Source organism: Enterococcus sp. AZ063 (genome assembly GCF_051715045.1).
In the GTDB taxonomy this organism is placed as follows: domain Bacteria; phylum Bacillota; class Bacilli; order Lactobacillales; family Enterococcaceae; genus Enterococcus_D; species Enterococcus_D casseliflavus.
Genome location: NZ_JBIOTA010000001.1, coordinates 2,312,069 through 2,330,494, shown reverse-complemented (window position 1 = coordinate 2,330,494; position 18,426 = coordinate 2,312,069). Strand labels below are relative to the sequence as shown.

The window sequence follows — 18,426 nt, the reverse complement described above, 5'->3', positions numbered from 1 at the left end:
GAGGTGGTCTCTTGGAACACAAAAGCAATATACAAGAATTGACATTGGAAGAAGTGATGGGAGATCGCTTCGGTCGATATTCCAAATACATTATTCAAGAACGGGCATTGCCAGATATTCGTGATGGGTTAAAACCGGTTCAGCGGCGGATTTTATTTGCCATGAACCAAGACGGCAATACCTATGACAAAGGCTTCCGCAAATCAGCAAAATCTGTCGGAAATATCATGGGGAATTTTCACCCCCATGGCGACTCGAGTATCTATGAAGCAATGGTCCGCATGAGTCAAGACTGGAAGCTACGTCAGATTTTGATTGAAATGCACGGGAACAACGGGAGTATGGATGGTGATCCGCCAGCTGCCATGCGTTATACGGAAGCACGGCTTTCAGAATTAAGTGGTGAGCTATTAAAAGATATTGAAAAAAACACCGTCGAATTGGTTTGGAACTTTGATGATACTGAAAAAGAACCAACTGTTCTACCAGCAAAATACCCGAATCTGTTAGTCAATGGCTCAACTGGGATCTCAGCTGGCTATGCAACAGAGATCCCTACCCACAATTTAGGGGAAATCATCGATGGAACGATCTATTTGATCGACCATCCGCAAGCTTCTTTGGATCAGCTGATGAAGTACATTCCTGGCCCTGATTTTCCAACAGGGGGCATTTTACAAGGGAAAGAAGAAATCAAAAAAGCCTATGAAACAGGCAAAGGCAAAGTGATTCTGCGTTCGAAAACCAAGATCGAAGACATCAAAGGCGGCAAACAGCAAATCGTCATCAATGAGATCCCATATGAGGTCAATAAAGCCAACTTAGTCAAAAAAATGGATGAGATCCGTTTGAATAAACGCATTGATGGGATTGCTGAAGTACGAGATGAAACAGATCGTACTGGACTACAGATTGTTGTCGAGCTGAAAAAAGAAGCAAATGCGCAAGGGATTTTAAATTATTTATTTAAGAATACCGAATTGCAGATCAACTACAACTTCAACATGGTGGCTATCGACAATATGCGACCCCAACAAGTCGGTTTGAAACGGATTTTAGAAAGCTACATCAAGCATCGCCGTGAAGTAATCGAAAAACGCAGTCGTTTTGAACTGCAAAAAGCCCAAAAGAGACAGCATATCGTCGATGGGTTAATCAAAGCTTTATCGATTCTTGATGAAGTGATCGCCACTATTCGCGGCAGTAAAGACAAAAAAGATGCCAAAAACAATCTGGTTGTTCAGCACGGTTTTACGGAAGAGCAAGCAGAAGCCATTGTGAACTTACAGTTGTACCGCTTGACCAATACGGACATCACACAATTGCAAGCAGAAGCAAAAGAACTTGCAGAAACGATTGCTGAATTGACAACGATTCTGAATGAAGAAAATGAATTGCTGAAAGTGATCAAGAAAGAACTGCGAGAGATCAAGAAAAAATATACGACGCCTCGGTTGACTGAGATCGAAGCAGAAATTCAAGAAATCAAGATCGAAACACAAGTCTTGGTCGCGCAAGAAGAAGTCGTCGTGACGGTCACAAGAGACGGCTATGTCAAACGCAGCAGCTTGCGTTCTTACGGTGCTTCAAAACCAGAAGAGATCGGCATGAAAGAAGGCGACTCTTTACTTTACAGTAACCAAATGAACACGTTGGATCACCTATTGTTGGTTACTAATAAAGGGAACACGATCTATCGACCGGTTCATGAATTACCTGATTTAAAATGGAAAGATTTAGGGGAACATATTTCGCAAACAGTCATGACACTGGCGCAAGATGAAATGATCATTGGGGTCTTTGCCTACAAAGAGATCGATCCATTGAAAAATTTCGTACTGATCAGTAAAAACGGTATGATCAAACAGACACGAATGACGGAATTTGAACCTTGGCGCACCTATAAAACACGGCCGATGACGATCATGAAGCTGAAAGATGAATCAGATGAATTGGTCAACGTCTTTTTGACGGATCAAACGGAAGAAATGGATGTATTCTTAGTCAGTCATCTTGCCTTTGGCTTACGCTACCCGCTTAATGAAGTGCCTGTTGTGGGACCAAAAGCAGCTGGGGTCAAAGCGATGAACCTTAAAGCGGATGATTATCTTATCAATGGGTTGCTCGTTTATTCAGAAGGGGATACACCGATCGTTTTGATCACCCAACGTGGCGCAGCAAAACGAATGTTGGCTCAAGAAATCAACCAATTAGGTCGGGCGAAGCGCGGATTGATGGTCTTGCGGGAATTGAAGAAAAATCCTCATCGCGTCGTCTATATGGGCAGTGGGGAAAATCAGCAACTGCTAGTGACGAATCAAAAAGGACAATCCTTTGAAGTGATCACCAACCAAATCCCGATCAATGATCGGACCTCCAACGGCTCATTTATCATGGATGAGAAAACAGGGGGACAAATCTACGAAGTGAAAACTCAAATCAGTCCTGCAATCGCAGAGGATTCTGTACTATAAATTATAACAAAGCAACCCTTCTGTACCAGTACAGAAGGGTTGCTTTTTTTCTCATAATTAATCTTTCACATTAACGAAAAAGGTACTTTAATAAAAGTTTCACATTTAATAAATACCTATAAATCAACATTTTTAGTAATTAATATCTTAAAAAAAAATAAATTGTTAAAAATAATTCTTGAAAATGCTTGCAATCATTAAGGTGTGTGTTATACTGTTCACGTAAAGCTGTTACATTAGTGAACAGAAAATTTAAGGAGGTCCATCAAATGGAACAATGGAATGGATTTAAAGGAAAAACTTGGAAAGAAGAAGTAAACGTACGCGACTTCATCCAAGAAAACTACACACCTTATGACGGAACAGATGAATTCCTAGCAGATGCTACTGAAGCAACGACGAAGCTATGGGATCAAGTCATGGAACTGAACAAGCAAGAGCGTGAAGCTGGCGGCGTATTGGATATGGATACAAAAGTCGTTTCAACGATCACTTCTCATGGACCTGGCTACTTAGACAAAGACTTAGAAACAGTTGTTGGTTTCCAAACGGAAAAACCATTTAAACGCAGCTTGCAACCATTTGGTGGCATCCGCATGTCAGAACAAGCAGCAGAATCTTATGGCTATGAAATTGATGCAGAAGTTTCTCACATTTTCCGTGACTACCGTAAAACACATAACCAAGGAGTTTTTGATGCTTATACACCTGAAATCAGAGCAGCGCGCCGTTCTGGTGTAATCACAGGTCTTCCTGATGCTTACGGCCGTGGCCGGATCATTGGTGACTACCGTCGTGTGGCATTATACGGTGTGGACTTCTTGATCAAAGAAAAACAACAAGACCTATTGTATTGCGGAAACGGAACGATGTCCGAAGACATTATCCGCCAACGTGAAGAATTAAGTGAACAAATTCGTGCGTTAAGCGAATTGAAAGAATTAGGAAACATTTACGGATTTGATATTTCTAAACCAGCTCAAACGGCGAAAGAAGCATTCCAATGGTTATATCTTGGCTACTTAGCAGCTATCAAAGAGCAAAATGGTGCAGCAATGTCATTGGGACGTACGTCAACTTTCCTTGATATTTATGTTGAACGCGATTTGAAAAATGGCGTGATCACTGAAGAAGAAGCACAAGAAATCGTTGACCATTTCGTCATGAAACTACGTCTTGTGAAATTTGCTCGGACGCCTGATTACAACGCATTGTTCTCTGGTGACCCAACTTGGGTAACTGAATCAATCGCTGGTATGGGTGAAGACGGACGTCACATGGTAACGAAAAACAGCTTCCGTTTCTTACACACTCTAGCAAACTTAGGCCCAGCGCCAGAACCAAACTTGACTGTTTTATGGTCAACACGTTTGCCTCATAACTTCAAAACATTCTGTGCGAAAATGTCGATCCAAACATCAGCGATCCAATATGAAAACGATGATGTGATGCGTGGACATTGGGGCGATGACTACGGAATCGCTTGTTGTGTATCCGCAATGCGCATCGGGAAACAAATGCAATTCTTTGGTGCTCGTGCCAACTTAGCGAAAACATTGTTGTATGCAATCAACGGTGGGGTCGATGAAAAATCAAAAGCACAAGTTGGACCAAAATTCCAACCAATTACTTCTGAATACTTGGATTACAACGAAGTAATGGAAAAATATGACACAATGATGGACTGGATTTGTGATCTGTATGTGAACACATTGAACATCATTCATTACATGCACGACAAATATTCTTATGAACGCATTGAAATGGCGCTACAAGATACAGACATTCTACGTACGATGGCTACTGGTATCGCTGGTTTCTCTGTTGCAGTTGATTCATTATCAGCAATCAAATATGCGAAAGTTCGTACGATCCGTGATGAAAACGGCATTGTTGAAGATTACGAAATCGAAGGCGATTATCCGAAATACGGAAACAATGATGACCGCGTAGATGATATCGCAGTCAACTTGTTGAAAGCCTTCATGAAGAAAGTAAAACGCACAAAAACATACCGTGATGCAAAACACACAACGTCGATCCTTACTATCACTTCTAACGTGGTTTATGGTAAGAAAACAGGAAACACGCCTGATGGCCGTCGTGCAGGTGCACCATTTGCTCCAGGTGCAAACCCAATGCATGGTCGCGATACGCATGGTGCTTTGGCAAGTCTTTCATCAGTTGCGAAATTACCATATGATTACTCATTAGATGGTATTTCAAACACCTTCTCAATCGTACCTAAAGCATTAGGACGTGACGACGAAACACAACAAGAAAACCTAGCAACAATGCTAGATGGCTATGCAGCAAAAGGCGGTCACCACTTAAATATCAACGTATTTAACCGTGACACATTGCTTGATGCGCAAGCTCACCCAGAAAAATACCCACAATTAACGATTCGGGTATCTGGCTATGCAGTAAACTTCATTAAATTAACAAAAGAACAACAAGATGATGTGATTGCTCGTACAATGCACGAAGCAATGTAATAAGCAACAACTTCAGGCGGCGGACGGGAAAATCCGCCGCCTCTTGTTTTGAAAGTATCAGACGGAGCGTGGTCATCCGTCGTTTCGAAGAAAGGAAGAGCATTATGGCAGTAACAGGACAAGTACATTCAACAGAAAGTTTTGGATCAGTAGATGGACCAGGTATCCGTTTTATTGTATTCATGCAAGGATGCCGCATGCGTTGCCAGTTTTGTCATAATCCAGATACATGGAAGATTGGCACCGGTGTCGAACGAACGACTGATGATGTCTTAGAAGAGGCATTGAAATATCGCGAATTCTGGGGACAAAAAGGTGGGATCACCGTCAGTGGTGGGGAACCATTGCTTCAGATGGACTTTCTGATCGATCTGTTTCGTAAAGCCAAAGCAGAAGGTGTCAGCACGACATTAGATACTTGTGGAAAACCATTTACACGGGAAGAACCATTTTTTAGCAAGTTTCAAGAGCTGATGACCGTTACTGACTTGTTATTGTTTGATATCAAGCACATCGATAACAAAGCCCATAAAGAGCTAACTACTCAATCCAATGATAATATTTTGGATATGGCGAATTATCTTTCAGAGATCAATCAACCTGTCTGGATTCGTCACGTGCTGGTTCCTTTTAGAAGCGACTATGATGAATTTTTGATCCGTTTGGATGAGTTTATCAAAACACTGAAGAATGTCGACAAAGTAGAGATCTTGCCTTATCACACGATGGGGAAATACAAGTGGGATGAGCTTGGTTTGAAATATCCCCTTGAAGGGATCGAACCACCAACAGAAGATCGGGTGAAAAATGCCAAGCGTTTGCTTCATGTAGACGACTATAAAGGTTACTTAACCCGTTGATCAAAACAGGAAAGAAGAGATTGCTATTGCTTCTTTCCTGTTTTTTTACTATGATTAGAAAGTGAATATCAATTGAAATAGGAGCGATGAAGAAATGTCGAAAATATTAGTATTCGGTCATCAAAATCCTGATACCGACGCCATTGGTGCAGCAATTGCCTTTGCAAATTTACAAAATCAACTTGGAAAAGATTGTGAAGCAGTAGCGCTTGGTACACCGAATGAAGAGACACAATTTGCGTTAGATACCTTTGGCCTAACTGCCCCTCGGGTGATCGATTCAGTGGCAAAGGAAACCCAAGAAGTAATGTTAGTGGATCATAATGAATTTCAACAAAGTGCAGCGGATATTACGGATGTCACTGTATTGGCAGTAGTTGATCATCATCGTATCGCTAACTTTGAAACGGCAAATCCACTGTATTATCGTGCAGAGCCGGTCGGTTGTACAAGTACGATCGTGTTGAAATTATACAAAGAAAATCAAGTGGAAATTCCAAAAGCGATCGCAGGAATCATGCTCTCAGCGATCATCTCTGATACATTGTTGTTTAAATCACCAACATGTACCGACGAAGACGTAACAGCAGCCAAAGAACTAGCCGTTATAGCAGATGTAGAACTGGAAGTCTATGGATTAGATATGTTAAAAGCTGGTACGAATCTTGGAACGAAATCAGCAGCAGAATTGCTGGACCTAGATGCCAAAAGCTTCCCAATGGGCGGGAAAAACATCCGTATCGGGCAAGTCAATACGGTCGATTTAAAAGAAGTCTTTGACCGTCAAGCAGAGTTGGAAGCGGCTATGAAGGATTCAATGGCAGCAAATGGCTATGATCTGTTCTTGCTGGTTGCCACTGATATCTTAGATAGTAATTCTGAGCTGCTAGTCGTTGGTGAACCAACTGCCCCAGTAGAAGCAGCCTTTAAAACGACATTAACCAACAATCGTGCGTTTTTACCTGGTGTCGTTTCTCGTAAAAAACAAATCGTACCTCAATTAACAGAGGTTTTTGAAGGATAATTAAGCTAACTGTCTGAATGCTGGTGAGATCTGTTTTGGTAGATCAAACCAGCATTTTTCATGATTGTTTGGATAAGGAGTACACGCAGTGAAATTTTTTTATAGTCCCCACTTTCGCTCATTGCAACCGATACTGGAATCTTCGAAATTCCATGAATTGGTAGAGGAGCTATTAAATAGCCAAGAGCCGCCGACACTACGAGCATTAAAAGCGAAGTTTACAGATGGTTCTTTTGATAAAATTCTTGACCGCTTGATCGCAGAAAAGTTGATCATCCGTCAAGAACGACGCTATTATTTAGGCTTCCCCATCTATACTGAACATGATCAACAGCAGATACAAGTAAGTGATGATTTCTATCAAGCAGCGCGCAATTGGTCAACACAAGAAATCGCTGGTTTTATCAAAAGCTTTGCTGCGTCAAGTGTTGAAAATAAATACTTTTACGGTTGTCAGCAAGGAGTTGAACAAGGAGCCGTCTATGCATTGAGTCATGAACAATTTCAGTTGATCTCTTACTCAGAAACACAGTGGCCACCAACACTGCCTGCTTTTTTTGAAGCGAATGAACAGTTGCGCACCCTTGCGATCTTTGATGAATTATTGGATTTGATCGGTGATGTCGATCCAGTCTATTACTTAGACCAAGTGAGTGTGATCCTTGAACGCATTCGTAAAAACAAAAAAGTCCGTCCGAGTATTTTTCTGGAATCACTTCAACGGGTCGAGATCATAAGTCCTGAGCTACATTTGTTGCTGGAAGAAATAAATTGTGATAATCTAAAAAACGAGCGTTATCTGTCTTCTGAAAAGGATCTGTTCGTCCAACGCCTTGTGATCGCTCACTTGGCAAACAAATCAGGTTCATACAATACGCTTTATTTCAATAATAATTAAAATTTCTAATAATTATGTTATTTGTTTTAAATTTTCTGACTATTAAAAAGCTGCTAGATTCGATTCTAGCAGCTTTTTTTCTTATTTATTCAAATGATAATTTGATGAATAAAAATTAAAAAACAACAATCGTTTTGTTTGGAGTTTTGATTTCTTGATGATATGATGATTCTAGAACTTTGAAAGGGGATATAAAAATGGAAGGATATAAAACGGTTGATTTTGAACAGTTGGAACAAAACAAAACGAAAGCAGAAATGATCACGTTCGTATCAATGTCAGAAATAGAAGCTGCTCGGCAAGCAATTACAAAAGCGGGGATCGATGAAACGCGTTTTTCTGATGGCGATCTCATTCTTGCTTTAAAACAACAGGAACGGTTTGGGGCAAATACGATCGTTTCCGTGATCATTGATTGGCTCATCAATCAAAACTATCTGGTGAATCCAGCTCATGCCATGCGTTACTTAGCAAAGAAAATGGCAAATGGGCCAGTTACGAGTTACAAATTATTAAGTGAGGGTGAGTTTGATTGTGACGGGAACTATTACTTGATTGCTCGCACAAACACCTCCTCATCGGCAAATAAAGTCTATAAAGTTTACACGGATGGACAAGTAAAAGAGCTTTGGCAGGCAAAATAAGTACAGATGATTTCGGCTCTAGTGAATAAGGAAAACGGCTGTGTAAGCAGTAGTTAGCGGAAAAAGGATTTTCTTAGATTGAAGGTTGTGAAAGACGCGTGAAACTAAACATTCGAATCGGCTTAGCTGGCAGTCATCTTCTGATTGGTGCATTCAGCTTGCTCGGCGCTCTGCTGACGCTTTATAAAGTACCGACAAGTTTTGGTGCGATCCAAGCCTTGTTAGGTGAAATTTATTATACCGATACGGTATTTGACCGATTTACTCAGCTCTTCTTGTTGGGGATTATCAGTCTTTATACCGTGGTGACCAGTTTTTATGGGTTTCGATTTTGGTGTTTTTGCTCCGCCTCTTCTGCATTTGGGACACTGTTGGCATATTTTGAATTAACTGAAACACTTCCAGTGATGGTAGTTTTCATTCTTGTTTTAGCAAGTTTGTTTCAGTTATGGGTAGTCACATACTTCATTTTCCAAAAGCTAAAAAGTAGAGCTGAAACAGGTTGAACTGATACGTTCAAGCTGTTTTTTTCTGTCAAAGATTATTTGCTGGCAACTAAGGTTATTGCGTTACTAGCGCAGTGTTTTATGCTATGCTAGATATAGAGATGTAGTTGATTTTGAAACGATTTCTAAAAGATGAAAGAGCGTAACAAGTTCGTTGGCATTTCAGTCAACGATCAAAATGAATTTGAGGAGGACTGATGAGAGAGTGGTTACCAAACAACAGGTACTGACTGCGGAAAAAGACTTTCTGAGTGGTGAAAATTTTTATGTACAGCATTTCTTAGGCGCCCATCAAGTAGATGATGGCTACGTGTTTCGCGTTTGGGCACCAAATGCTCAGCAAGTTTGGCTTGTTGGCGACTTCAACCAATGGACGGATACCTTGCCGATGAACAAAAGGACGGAATCCGGTGTTTGGGAAATTGAGACCAACCAAGTAAAAGAAGGACAGCTTTACAAATACAAAGTAAAACAATCAAATGGACGAGAAGTATTGAAGATCGATCCTTTTGCTGTCCATTTTGAAGCTCGACCAGGAACTGCTGCCGTGTTGCATTCGATCCCACAAAAAAAATGGCGGGATGGGTTATGGCAAGGACGGAAAAAAAGACAAAAAACATTTAATCGACCTCTTAATATTTATGAAGTTCATGCCAGCTCATGGAAGCACCACGAAGATGGCACCCCTTATCGCTTCTCCGAATTAAAAGATGAACTTATTCCTTACGTGAAAAAAATGGGCTACACCCATATCGAATTTATGCCTTTGATGGAACATCCCTTAGGAACCTCCTGGGGCTATCAATTGACTGGTTACTTTGCACTTAGCTCCTATTATGGGACACCAGAAGAATTTCAAGACTTTGTAGAGGCTTGTCATTTGGAAAATATAGGTGTCTTCGTTGATTGGGTGCCAGGACATTTTTGTGTCAATGATGACAGTCTTGCCTATTATGATGGCACGCCGACATTTGAATACATGGATGAAAACCGTGCGAAAAATGTTCGCTGGGGTGCGATCAACTTTGATCTAGGCAAACCGCAAGTCCAAAGCTTTCTGATCTCAAGTGCATTGTTCTGGATCGAATTTTACCACATTGATGGTATTCGGGTAGATGCCGTTTCCAACATGATCTATCGCGATTATGATGAAGGTCCATGGGAACCGAATCACGAAGGGGGCAATCGGAATTTTGAAGGGTACTATTTCTTACAAAAGCTCAATTCAGTCATCAAGTTAGCCCATCCTGCAGTTGTCATGATTGCAGAGGAAAGTACTTCCGAGACCAAAATAACAGGAATGGTCGAAGGAGGCGCTCTCGGGTTTGACTACAAATGGAATATGGGCTGGATGAATGATGTCCTGCGTTTTTACGAAATGGACCCGATTTTCCGTAAAGATCATCTAAGCCTTTTATCTTTTTCTTTCATGTATCGGATGCAAGAAAATTATATCTTGCCACTCTCCCATGACGAAGTGGTTCATGGCAAAAAAAGTTTGATGCACAAAATGTGGGGAGACCGCTACAAACAGTTTTCACAACTACGAAATCTCTATACGTACATGATGATGCATCCAGGGAAAAAACTGTTATTCATGGGTAGTGAATGGGGACAGTTTTTAGAATGGAAATATGATCATGGTCTTGAATGGGTCGATTTAAACGACGCATTCAATGCAAAAATGCAGTTCTTCACCCAGACCTTGAATGAATTATACAAAGAAGAACGAGCCCTTTGGGAATTGGATGATCAAGAAGATTCATTGATGGTGATCGATGCAGACAACTTAGATGAAACGACATTGACTTTCTTACGACAAGGAAAAACGAAAAAAGACTTCTTGATCGTGGTTGTCAATCTGACACCAGTGGAGCGTCACGATTTTGCGATCGGCGTGCCATACGAAGGAACGTATCGCGAGATTTTAAACACGGAACGGGATGTATTTGGCGGAACTTGGGTGGCGAATAACCCAGACTGTCAGACCAGTAATACCCCTTTTAAGCAATACGACTATCAAATCAAAACAATTTTGCCTGCACTTGGGGCTTTAATCATCAAACCAGAAAAAATCAAAATGACTCGAAAAAAAGCAGTAAAGAAAGTACAAAAAAAAGAGTAGAGGGGGAACGGTGAGTAGATCACCAAACAAAATGAAAACAGAGATGTTAGCAATGATCCTCGCAGGGGGACAAGGGACTCGATTAGGAAAATTAACAAAGAATATTGCTAAACCAGCGGTTCCATTTGGTGGTAGATATCGGATCATCGATTTCACGTTGAGTAATTGTGTCAATTCAGGAATCAAAAATGTGGGTGTTGTCACTCAGTACCAGCCATTAGCACTAAACAACCATATCGGAAATGGTGCGAGCTGGGGATTGGATGGAATCAGTACCGGTGTGACGATCTTACAACCATATTCAAATTCAGAAGGCGAAAAATGGTTTGAAGGAACTGCCCATGCGATCTATCAAAACATCGCTTATATCGATGAGATGGACCCGCAATATGTCTTGATTTTATCAGGCGACCATATCTACAAAATGGATTATGAAGAAATGCTGGAAAAACACAAAGAAAATGATGCTTCATTGACGGTTGCAGTTCTCGAAGTACCGATGAAAGATGCCTCGCGTTTCGGAATCATGAACACCGATAAAAATGACCGTATCATCGAATTTGATGAAAAACCAGCCGAACCAAAGAGCAATCTCGCTTCAATGGGGATCTATATTTTCGATTGGAGTCGTCTGCGCAGTATGCTGTTGAGTAACTATACAAAAGACGGCGAAATGGTCGATTTTGGGAAACATGTCATTCCTTCTTATCTCGAAAGCGGCGACAACGTTTTTGCCTATCGCTTCTCTGGCTATTGGAAAGACGTAGGAACGATCGATTCATTGTGGGAAGCCAATATGGAATTTATTGATCCAGCAATGGAGTTGAATATTCGGGATAAAAGTTGGCAAGTATTTTCTAAAAACCCAATCGCACCACCACATTTTGTGACTGAGACTGGGGCTGCGAGAAACTCTCTCGTGATGGATGGCTGTTATGTTGCAGGGGAAATCGAGCACAGTATTTTATCAGAAAACGTACAGGTGAAAGAAGGATCGACGATCAAGGACAGCGTGATCATGCCTGGAGCGGTGATCGGTAGAAATGTTAAATTAAACCGAGTGATCGTTGGGGAAAATGCAGTGATCGGTGACGACGCAGAGATCGATGGAACAGACGAAATTGCCGTAGTCGGCTATTCTGAAATTTTAGGGGTGACGATTGATGAGAACTAATAAAATGTGTGCGATTTTAGGGAATCTGCAACGATACCAAGACTTGATGCCATTAACAGAAAACCGTCCGCTGTCGACCTTATTGTTTGACTGCAAGTATCGCTTGTTAGATTTCAATCTTTCAAGTATCGAAAATGCCAATATCAAACAAGTCTATATGATTTTCAATGAAGGAGAAACGCAGTCGGTCTTCGATCATATCGGTGGCGGAAAAGAGTGGAACTTGGACGGCGTACAAAACCGTTTCTTTATTCACCTGTTCCAAGACTCATTGAAAAAGCAAGCAGAAGGACAAGAGTATTACTATAATGTCATCGACTATTTGGAAAAATCCAAATCGGATCATACCGTATTTATGGGCAGCAAAGTCTTATGCAACATTGATTTACGTGCCTTGCTGAAAATCCATCAGCTACAAGGCAATGAAATGACCGTTGTGTACAAACGCATCAGCAGTGACAATATTTGCGAAAGTGATCTGTTGTTCAATGTAGACAGTGAAGGTCACTTAGAAGAAGCGATCCAAGCGAAAAAAGGTGAGGTCAGTGACCTTGTCAACTTATGTACGGATATTTTTATCATTCAAACAGATCGCCTGATCACGGCTCTTAAAGAGGGGCAAAAAGTTGGCGCAACGGCAGACCTCGGTCAATTTTTACGAGAAATGATCGCTGTTGAAAATACCGGTCTATATGAATACACTGGTTACTTAAGTAACATTTATGATATCTCTTCTTATTATCAAACAAATATGGACATGCTCGATGTGCATAAATTTACGTCGTTGCTTTATTCGAATCAAAAGATCTATACCAAACTGAAAAACGAAGTGCCAACGTATTATTCGGAAACATCTGACGTGAAAAATAGCCACTTTGCTTCTGGCTGCATCGTGGAAGGAACGGTCGAACAGTCACTGGTTGCCCGCCGCACGAAGATCCATCCCGAAGCAAAAGTCAAAGGAGCGATCATCTTCGGAAATAATGAGATCAAAGCAGGTGCCGAAGTCTCTTATGCGATCCTAGATAAAAATGTGACCATCGCAGAAGGTGTCAAAGTGCAAGGAACCAAAGAAACGCCAATCGTCATTAAGAAAAATTCTCATGTCACCCAAGACGTTATTGGAGGGGCAAGCGCATGAAGGTTCTGTTTACAGCAGCGGAATGCGCCCCATTTTTTAAAACAGGCGGATTAGGGGATGTTGCAGGGGCATTGCCAAAAGAGTTGGTCAAAAAAGGCGTCGAGACAGTGGTCGTCTTACCCTATTTCACGAAAATGCCTGCTGAATACCAAGAGCAAATGGAAGATTGTTTTTCCTTTGAAGTAGCGGTCGGCTGGCGCAAGCAATATTGTGGGATCAAAAAATTAGTTCTAGGCTCTGTGACCTATTATTTCATAGACAATCTCTATTATTTTGGTCGCGAACGGCTCTATGATTTTTATGATGATGGGGAACGCTTTGCTTTCTTCCAATTAGCCGTGATCGAAATGATGGAACGCATTGAATTTATTCCAGACATCGTGCATGTCAATGATTACCATACGGCGATGATTCCCTTCTTGATCAAAGAGAAATATCATTGGATTCAAGCGTATCAAAACATACGCACCGTTTTGACGATCCATAACATTGGGTTTCAAGGGTGGTATAGTCGCGATATTTTACCAGATCTTTTTGGGATGGGGACTGAGAGATACGATGATGGCACGCTACGTTTAAACGATTGTTTGAACTTTATGAAAGCTGGAATCTTGTATGCTGACCGTATCACGACGGTCAGTCCTTCCTATAGTGAAGAAATCAAAACCTCTGAGTTCGGCTGTGGGCTTGAAGTCATTTTACGCATGGAAAGCGGCAAACTCAGTGGCATCTTAAACGGAATTGATTATGAAATGAACGATCCAGAAACCGATCCTCATTTGGACTACTCTTTCAATCAAGAGGACTTGTCTGGTAAAGCGCAAAACAAGCGAGCGCTACAAGAACAGTTTGGTTTGCCTACCCGTAAAGATGTCCCATTGATTTCTGTTGTTAGCCGTTTGACCACTCAAAAAGGGTTCCATTTGGTCCTTGAAGAAATGGAAAATCTCTTGCAATTTGATGTTCAGTTCATCTTACTAGGGACTGGCGAACATGATTTTGAAGAAGGTTTTCGCTATTTTGCTCAGAAATATCCTGATAAATGTGCTGCTGCGATTTCTTTTGATATTGCATTGGCGCAAAAGTTATACGCAGCAGCGGATCTTTTCTTGATGCCTTCCGCCTTCGAACCATGCGGACTGTCACAGATGATCGCGATGCGTTATGGTACATTACCGGTCGTTCACGAAATCGGTGGCTTGAAAGATACGGTAGATTCCTATAATCCGATCACGAAACAAGGTACCGGCTTTGGCTTTCAAGAGTTTTCACCATTCTACTTGATGAATGCTTTGAAACAAGGGATCGAATTGTATCAATCCGATCAGGAAACGTGGACCGTATTGGTCAAGCAAGCAATGGAAAAAGATTTCAGCTGGAATCAAAGTTCAGATCTTTATATCCAGTTGTATAATACTATCAAAGTTTGATTGTTTTAAGACAGAAGAATCCTTGTCTGCAACAGAACTGCTAGTTGTATGACTAGCAATTTTGGCGGCAAGGATTCTTCTTTTTTATAAATTGAATGCAAAAAGGAGTGTAACCCTATGACAAAAGAACGATTGCGTGAACTGCTAGAAATCAGTGTTCATGAACTCTTTGCGATTGAAATGGATGAAGCTTCACCGCAGGAATTGTTTCAAGCACTAGCCAATGTGGTGAAGCAAATGTATTCAGAAGACTGGCGTCAAACCAGAAAAAATCTCTTGTTGGAGGATCAAAAACAAGCGTACTATTTTTCAATCGAATTTTTGCCTGGCAAAATGTTAAAAAGCAATTTGTTGAATATGCAGCTGTTGGAGCAGGCCAAAGCCGTTTTTGAAGAGTTAGGCGTTTCCCTTGATGACGTTGCGGATACAGAAAAAGACATGGCTTTAGGCAACGGGGGCCTCGGTCGTTTGGCATCTTGTTTTATGGATTCCCTGGCTTCATTAAGCTTGCCGGGAAATGGGAACGGGATTCGCTATCGCTATGGATTATTTAAACAAAAATTTATTGACGGCCATCAAGTAGAATTACCAGATGATTGGTTACGCTCTGGGAATGTCTGGGAAGTCCGCAAAGAAAGCAAAGCGGTGCCTATTCGATTTGGTGGGCAGGTCTATCTCGTTACGGGAGAGGACGGAAAACTAGCACCGGTCTATGAAGGTGGCTTTACCTGGCGGGCAGTTCCGTATGACACCGCGATGGTTGGCTATCAGAATCAACACATCAACACACTGCGCTTGTGGAGTGTCGAAGTACCTGCTGAAGATGAGGCGCATTATGCGACATTGGAATCACGGCAAGCTTTAGAAAATTTGACTGCTGTTTTATATCCAGATGACTCAAACGAGATCGGCAAACGCACACGATTGATGCAAGAATACTTTTTTGTTTCTGCAGGCATTCAAAGTATCATTCGCTATTATAAAAAATCGAATCTGCCTTTAGCAATGCTCAGTGAACGAGTAGCAATCCATATCAACGACACGCACCCAGCACTTTGTGTCCCAGAACTGATGCGTATTTTAGTTGATGAAGAAGGCCTTGCTTGGGAACAAGCGTGGGCGATCACCGTGAAAGTCATGAGTTATACGAACCATACGATCATGGCGGAAGCCTTAGAAAAATGGCCAGTTCGCATGATTGAAGAAGTTTTGCCGAGAATGGATCAGATCATTAAAGAAATTGATCGGCGCTTTGTCGAAGGAATGCAAGGGGTCCATCCGCAAGCCTTACTGGATCGGACGCGAATCATTATTGATGATCAAGTCCATATGGCACATCTCGCCATCATCGGCAGCCATAGTGTCAATGGGGTAGCCAAGCTCCATTCTGATTTACTAAAATCAGTGGTACTCCATGACTTCTATCTCATTTATCCTGCCCGTTTCAACAATAAGACCAACGGTATCGCACAACGGCGCTGGCTTCAGCTAGCCAATCAACCATTAGCCAAAGTGCTGGATCAGTCGATCGGCACGAGTTGGCGCAATGACCCCTTGGATCTGCAGTTGCTCAAAAATTATTATGAGGACGAAACCGTTCTGCAACAAATTGCCGACGCAAAAATGAGTAACAAGCGTGCACTGGCAAAGTACATTCAAAAAGCAACGGGCATTACAGTAGATCCAACGGCAATTTTTGATGTGCAGATCAAACGCCTGCATGCGTACAAACGACAACTGCTGAATCTAATGCATATCTTGAAGCTCTACTTTGAGGTTAAAGAAGATCCGACTGCAGCGTTTCATCCAAGAGTCTTTATTTTTGGTGCCAAAGCCGCACCAAGCTATCACTACGCAAAATCGATCATTAAAGTAATCAATGAAGTGGCGAATCTGATCAATCATGATGAAACCATCAATGATAAAATCAAGGTTGTATTTTTAGAAAATTACAACGTTTCATTAGCAGAAAAAATCATTCCAGCAGCGGATGTCAGTGAACAAATCTCATTGGCCTCTAAGGAAGCGTCAGGGACAAGCAATATGAAGTTGATGCTAAATGGGGCAGTAACGATTGCGACTTTAGATGGTGCCAATATTGAGATTCGAGATGCGATCGGTGATGAAAACATTGCGATCTTTGGGTTGACGGAAGAAGAAGTGTATCAGTATTACGCCCAGCATAATTATTCTGCTTACACCTACTATGAGTCAGATCCAGTCTTGCAACGGGTGGTCAATGCCTTTATTGATGGGACGATCCCCAATATTCAAGTAGAAGGTCGAGAAATCTTTGATTCCCTTTTGAAATACAATGATGAATACTTTTTATTAAAGGATTTTCATGCCTATTGTGACGCGCAGCATCGGGTAGATAGTGCCTATCAGGATACGCAGCGCTGGCGTAAAGTCAGCCTAATGAATATTGCGAATGCAGGCAAATTTTCGGCAGATGAAACGGTGCGAAATTATGCTGCAGATATTTGGCAGATCGATCCATTATTTGCCCATGTCAAAGAACCGAATGCAGCAAGCTTGACTGAGACGGTGCCTCCAGCCGAATTTAGCTGAAGTGTCCTCATCTGAAATGGTGTAGTCTTTCGTGAAATTCTCCTTAATTTATGGTATGATGAAAAAAATGCATGTAAGAGGATGAGTACAGTGGCAAATTATTTAGATGTGAAACGAAAACACTTCCGTTTTCCTGCTTATGATGATACAGATGGTGTGAAGCTGCAATCCGAGCATCGCCCCGCATTCAGTAAAGCAGATGATTGGATTTTAACCGAAATCAAAGATTCCGTGAGTCATTCTCACAAGGAAGAAAATCAATCTTTGCAGCGTAAAGTGCAGTCCAGCCAACGCGATCGGGGGCACAATGTTCGTCAAAAAGAAGAGCTTGCCAATCACCGTGCCAACTTGCCTCAGTACGGAAAACGTCCGGTGAAAGAACAGATGCCAACAGGAAAAACCAATTTTTTTGGCAAAGAGGCGAACCATTCTTCTTATCAAGTGACCAGTAAGAAGGAAAAAGCTGAGGTTCCTGTTTCTTCGAAAAAAGAATATTCGGGGCGCTCTTACTTCGTACCTAAATATATTCCTGCATCAATTATTCCAGATGAGCAAAAACCTGAAATTACGCCGAACGATTTGATGGATGCAATGGCAAAAAAACAAGAAAGTTATTTGTTGTTTGATACGGAACCAGCAGCTTATCAAGTCAAAGAAGAAAATGATCCAACCGTCAAAAAATTCAATCGCCATCCCTCTGTTGGGATGACGCGCAGTGAGTTTCGCGCCAATAACAAAAAAAATGGTGAGAAAAAACGTTCCGTTTTAGATCGATCATTAAAAGGAATGATTGAAGACGATCAACAAGAAGAATCTTCAAATGGCTATTTTCGTTCTAAATAGTAGTGACAGTTACTCTTAATAGAAGTGGTCCTTTGATCATAACGATGAATGATTTCAGCTAGATGGCTAACATCTAGCTGTTTTTTTTGTGTGCCGAAACTGCCGATTTCACAAAATGCTTAGTCGAATTACATTTTTCACCGGCTGAGGAATATTCTGATTTTACTAAGCGATAGCGTGGGCTATAGAATAAAGTGAAACGATCAAAACCATCGTTATTTATAATGTTTGTTATTTT

13 protein-coding genes are annotated in these 18,426 nt (G+C 41.4%); all 13 read left to right on the top strand.

The features are described from left to right. The first annotated feature begins 11 nt into the window (after positions 1-11). The 13 genes from parC to IGK61_RS10670 all read left to right on the top strand — a co-directional run bounded on the left by parC (position 12) and on the right by IGK61_RS10670 (position 18,188). Entirely contained in the window at positions 12-2,474 is a 2,463-nt protein-coding gene (gene parC, locus IGK61_RS10730) for a DNA topoisomerase IV subunit A (protein ID WP_016610800.1), read from the top strand. A 269-nt stretch (positions 2,475-2,743) separates the two neighbouring features. Further along, positions 2,744-4,972 carry a formate C-acetyltransferase gene (gene pflB / locus IGK61_RS10725; protein WP_074535154.1) on the top strand — a complete coding sequence of 743 codons (2,229 nt, stop codon included), beginning with the start codon at positions 2,744-2,746 and terminating at the stop codon, positions 4,970-4,972. 104 nt (positions 4,973-5,076) lie between these two features. Continuing rightward, positions 5,077-5,832, top strand: a complete 756-nt coding sequence (gene pflA / locus IGK61_RS10720) for a pyruvate formate-lyase-activating protein (RefSeq protein WP_010749400.1) — start codon at positions 5,077-5,079, stop codon at positions 5,830-5,832. Positions 5,833-5,926: 94 nt separating this feature from the next. After that, positions 5,927-6,856 carry a manganese-dependent inorganic pyrophosphatase gene (locus tag IGK61_RS10715; protein ID WP_074535155.1) on the top strand — a complete coding sequence of 310 codons (930 nt, stop codon included), beginning with the start codon at positions 5,927-5,929 and terminating at the stop codon, positions 6,854-6,856. 88 nt (positions 6,857-6,944) lie between these two features. Continuing rightward, positions 6,945-7,754 carry a DUF1803 domain-containing protein gene (locus tag IGK61_RS10710; protein WP_074535156.1) on the top strand — a complete coding sequence of 270 codons (810 nt, stop codon included), beginning with the start codon at positions 6,945-6,947 and terminating at the stop codon, positions 7,752-7,754. Positions 7,755-7,951: 197 nt separating this feature from the next. Beyond that, positions 7,952-8,398 (top strand): hypothetical protein, encoded by a 447-nt coding sequence (locus IGK61_RS10705; protein WP_005229648.1) that lies wholly within the window; start codon positions 7,952-7,954, stop codon positions 8,396-8,398. Between the two features lie 98 nt (positions 8,399-8,496). Continuing rightward, the gene (locus IGK61_RS10700; protein ID WP_005229650.1) at positions 8,497-8,904 is read left to right on the top strand and encodes a hypothetical protein; all 408 of its coding nucleotides are present in this window, start codon (positions 8,497-8,499) and stop codon (positions 8,902-8,904) included. Positions 8,905-9,082: 178 nt separating this feature from the next. Beyond that, positions 9,083-11,029, top strand: coding sequence for a 1,4-alpha-glucan branching protein GlgB (glgB, locus tag IGK61_RS10695; RefSeq protein WP_074535284.1), 1,947 nt, complete (start codon positions 9,083-9,085; stop codon positions 11,027-11,029). Between the two features lie 31 nt (positions 11,030-11,060). Continuing rightward, positions 11,061-12,203, top strand: a complete 1,143-nt coding sequence (locus IGK61_RS10690) for a glucose-1-phosphate adenylyltransferase (protein WP_016610807.1) — start codon at positions 11,061-11,063, stop codon at positions 12,201-12,203. Next, the gene (glgD, locus tag IGK61_RS10685; RefSeq protein ID WP_060792228.1) at positions 12,193-13,344 is read left to right on the top strand and encodes a glucose-1-phosphate adenylyltransferase subunit GlgD; all 1,152 of its coding nucleotides are present in this window, start codon (positions 12,193-12,195) and stop codon (positions 13,342-13,344) included. Before IGK61_RS10690 ends, glgD begins: the two co-directional genes overlap by 11 nt. Then, complete coding sequence (gene glgA / locus IGK61_RS10680; RefSeq protein WP_060792229.1) at positions 13,341-14,774, top strand: glycogen synthase GlgA; 1,434 nt, start codon at positions 13,341-13,343, stop codon at positions 14,772-14,774. Before glgD ends, glgA begins: the two co-directional genes overlap by 4 nt. Before the next feature lie 117 nt (positions 14,775-14,891). Further along, entirely contained in the window at positions 14,892-17,345 is a 2,454-nt protein-coding gene (locus IGK61_RS10675; protein ID WP_074535157.1) for a glycogen/starch/alpha-glucan phosphorylase, read from the top strand. A gap of 81 nt (positions 17,346-17,426) precedes the next feature. Further along, positions 17,427-18,188 (top strand): hypothetical protein, encoded by a 762-nt coding sequence (locus IGK61_RS10670; protein ID WP_005229660.1) that lies wholly within the window; start codon positions 17,427-17,429, stop codon positions 18,186-18,188. Positions 18,189-18,426 lie beyond the last annotated feature (238 nt).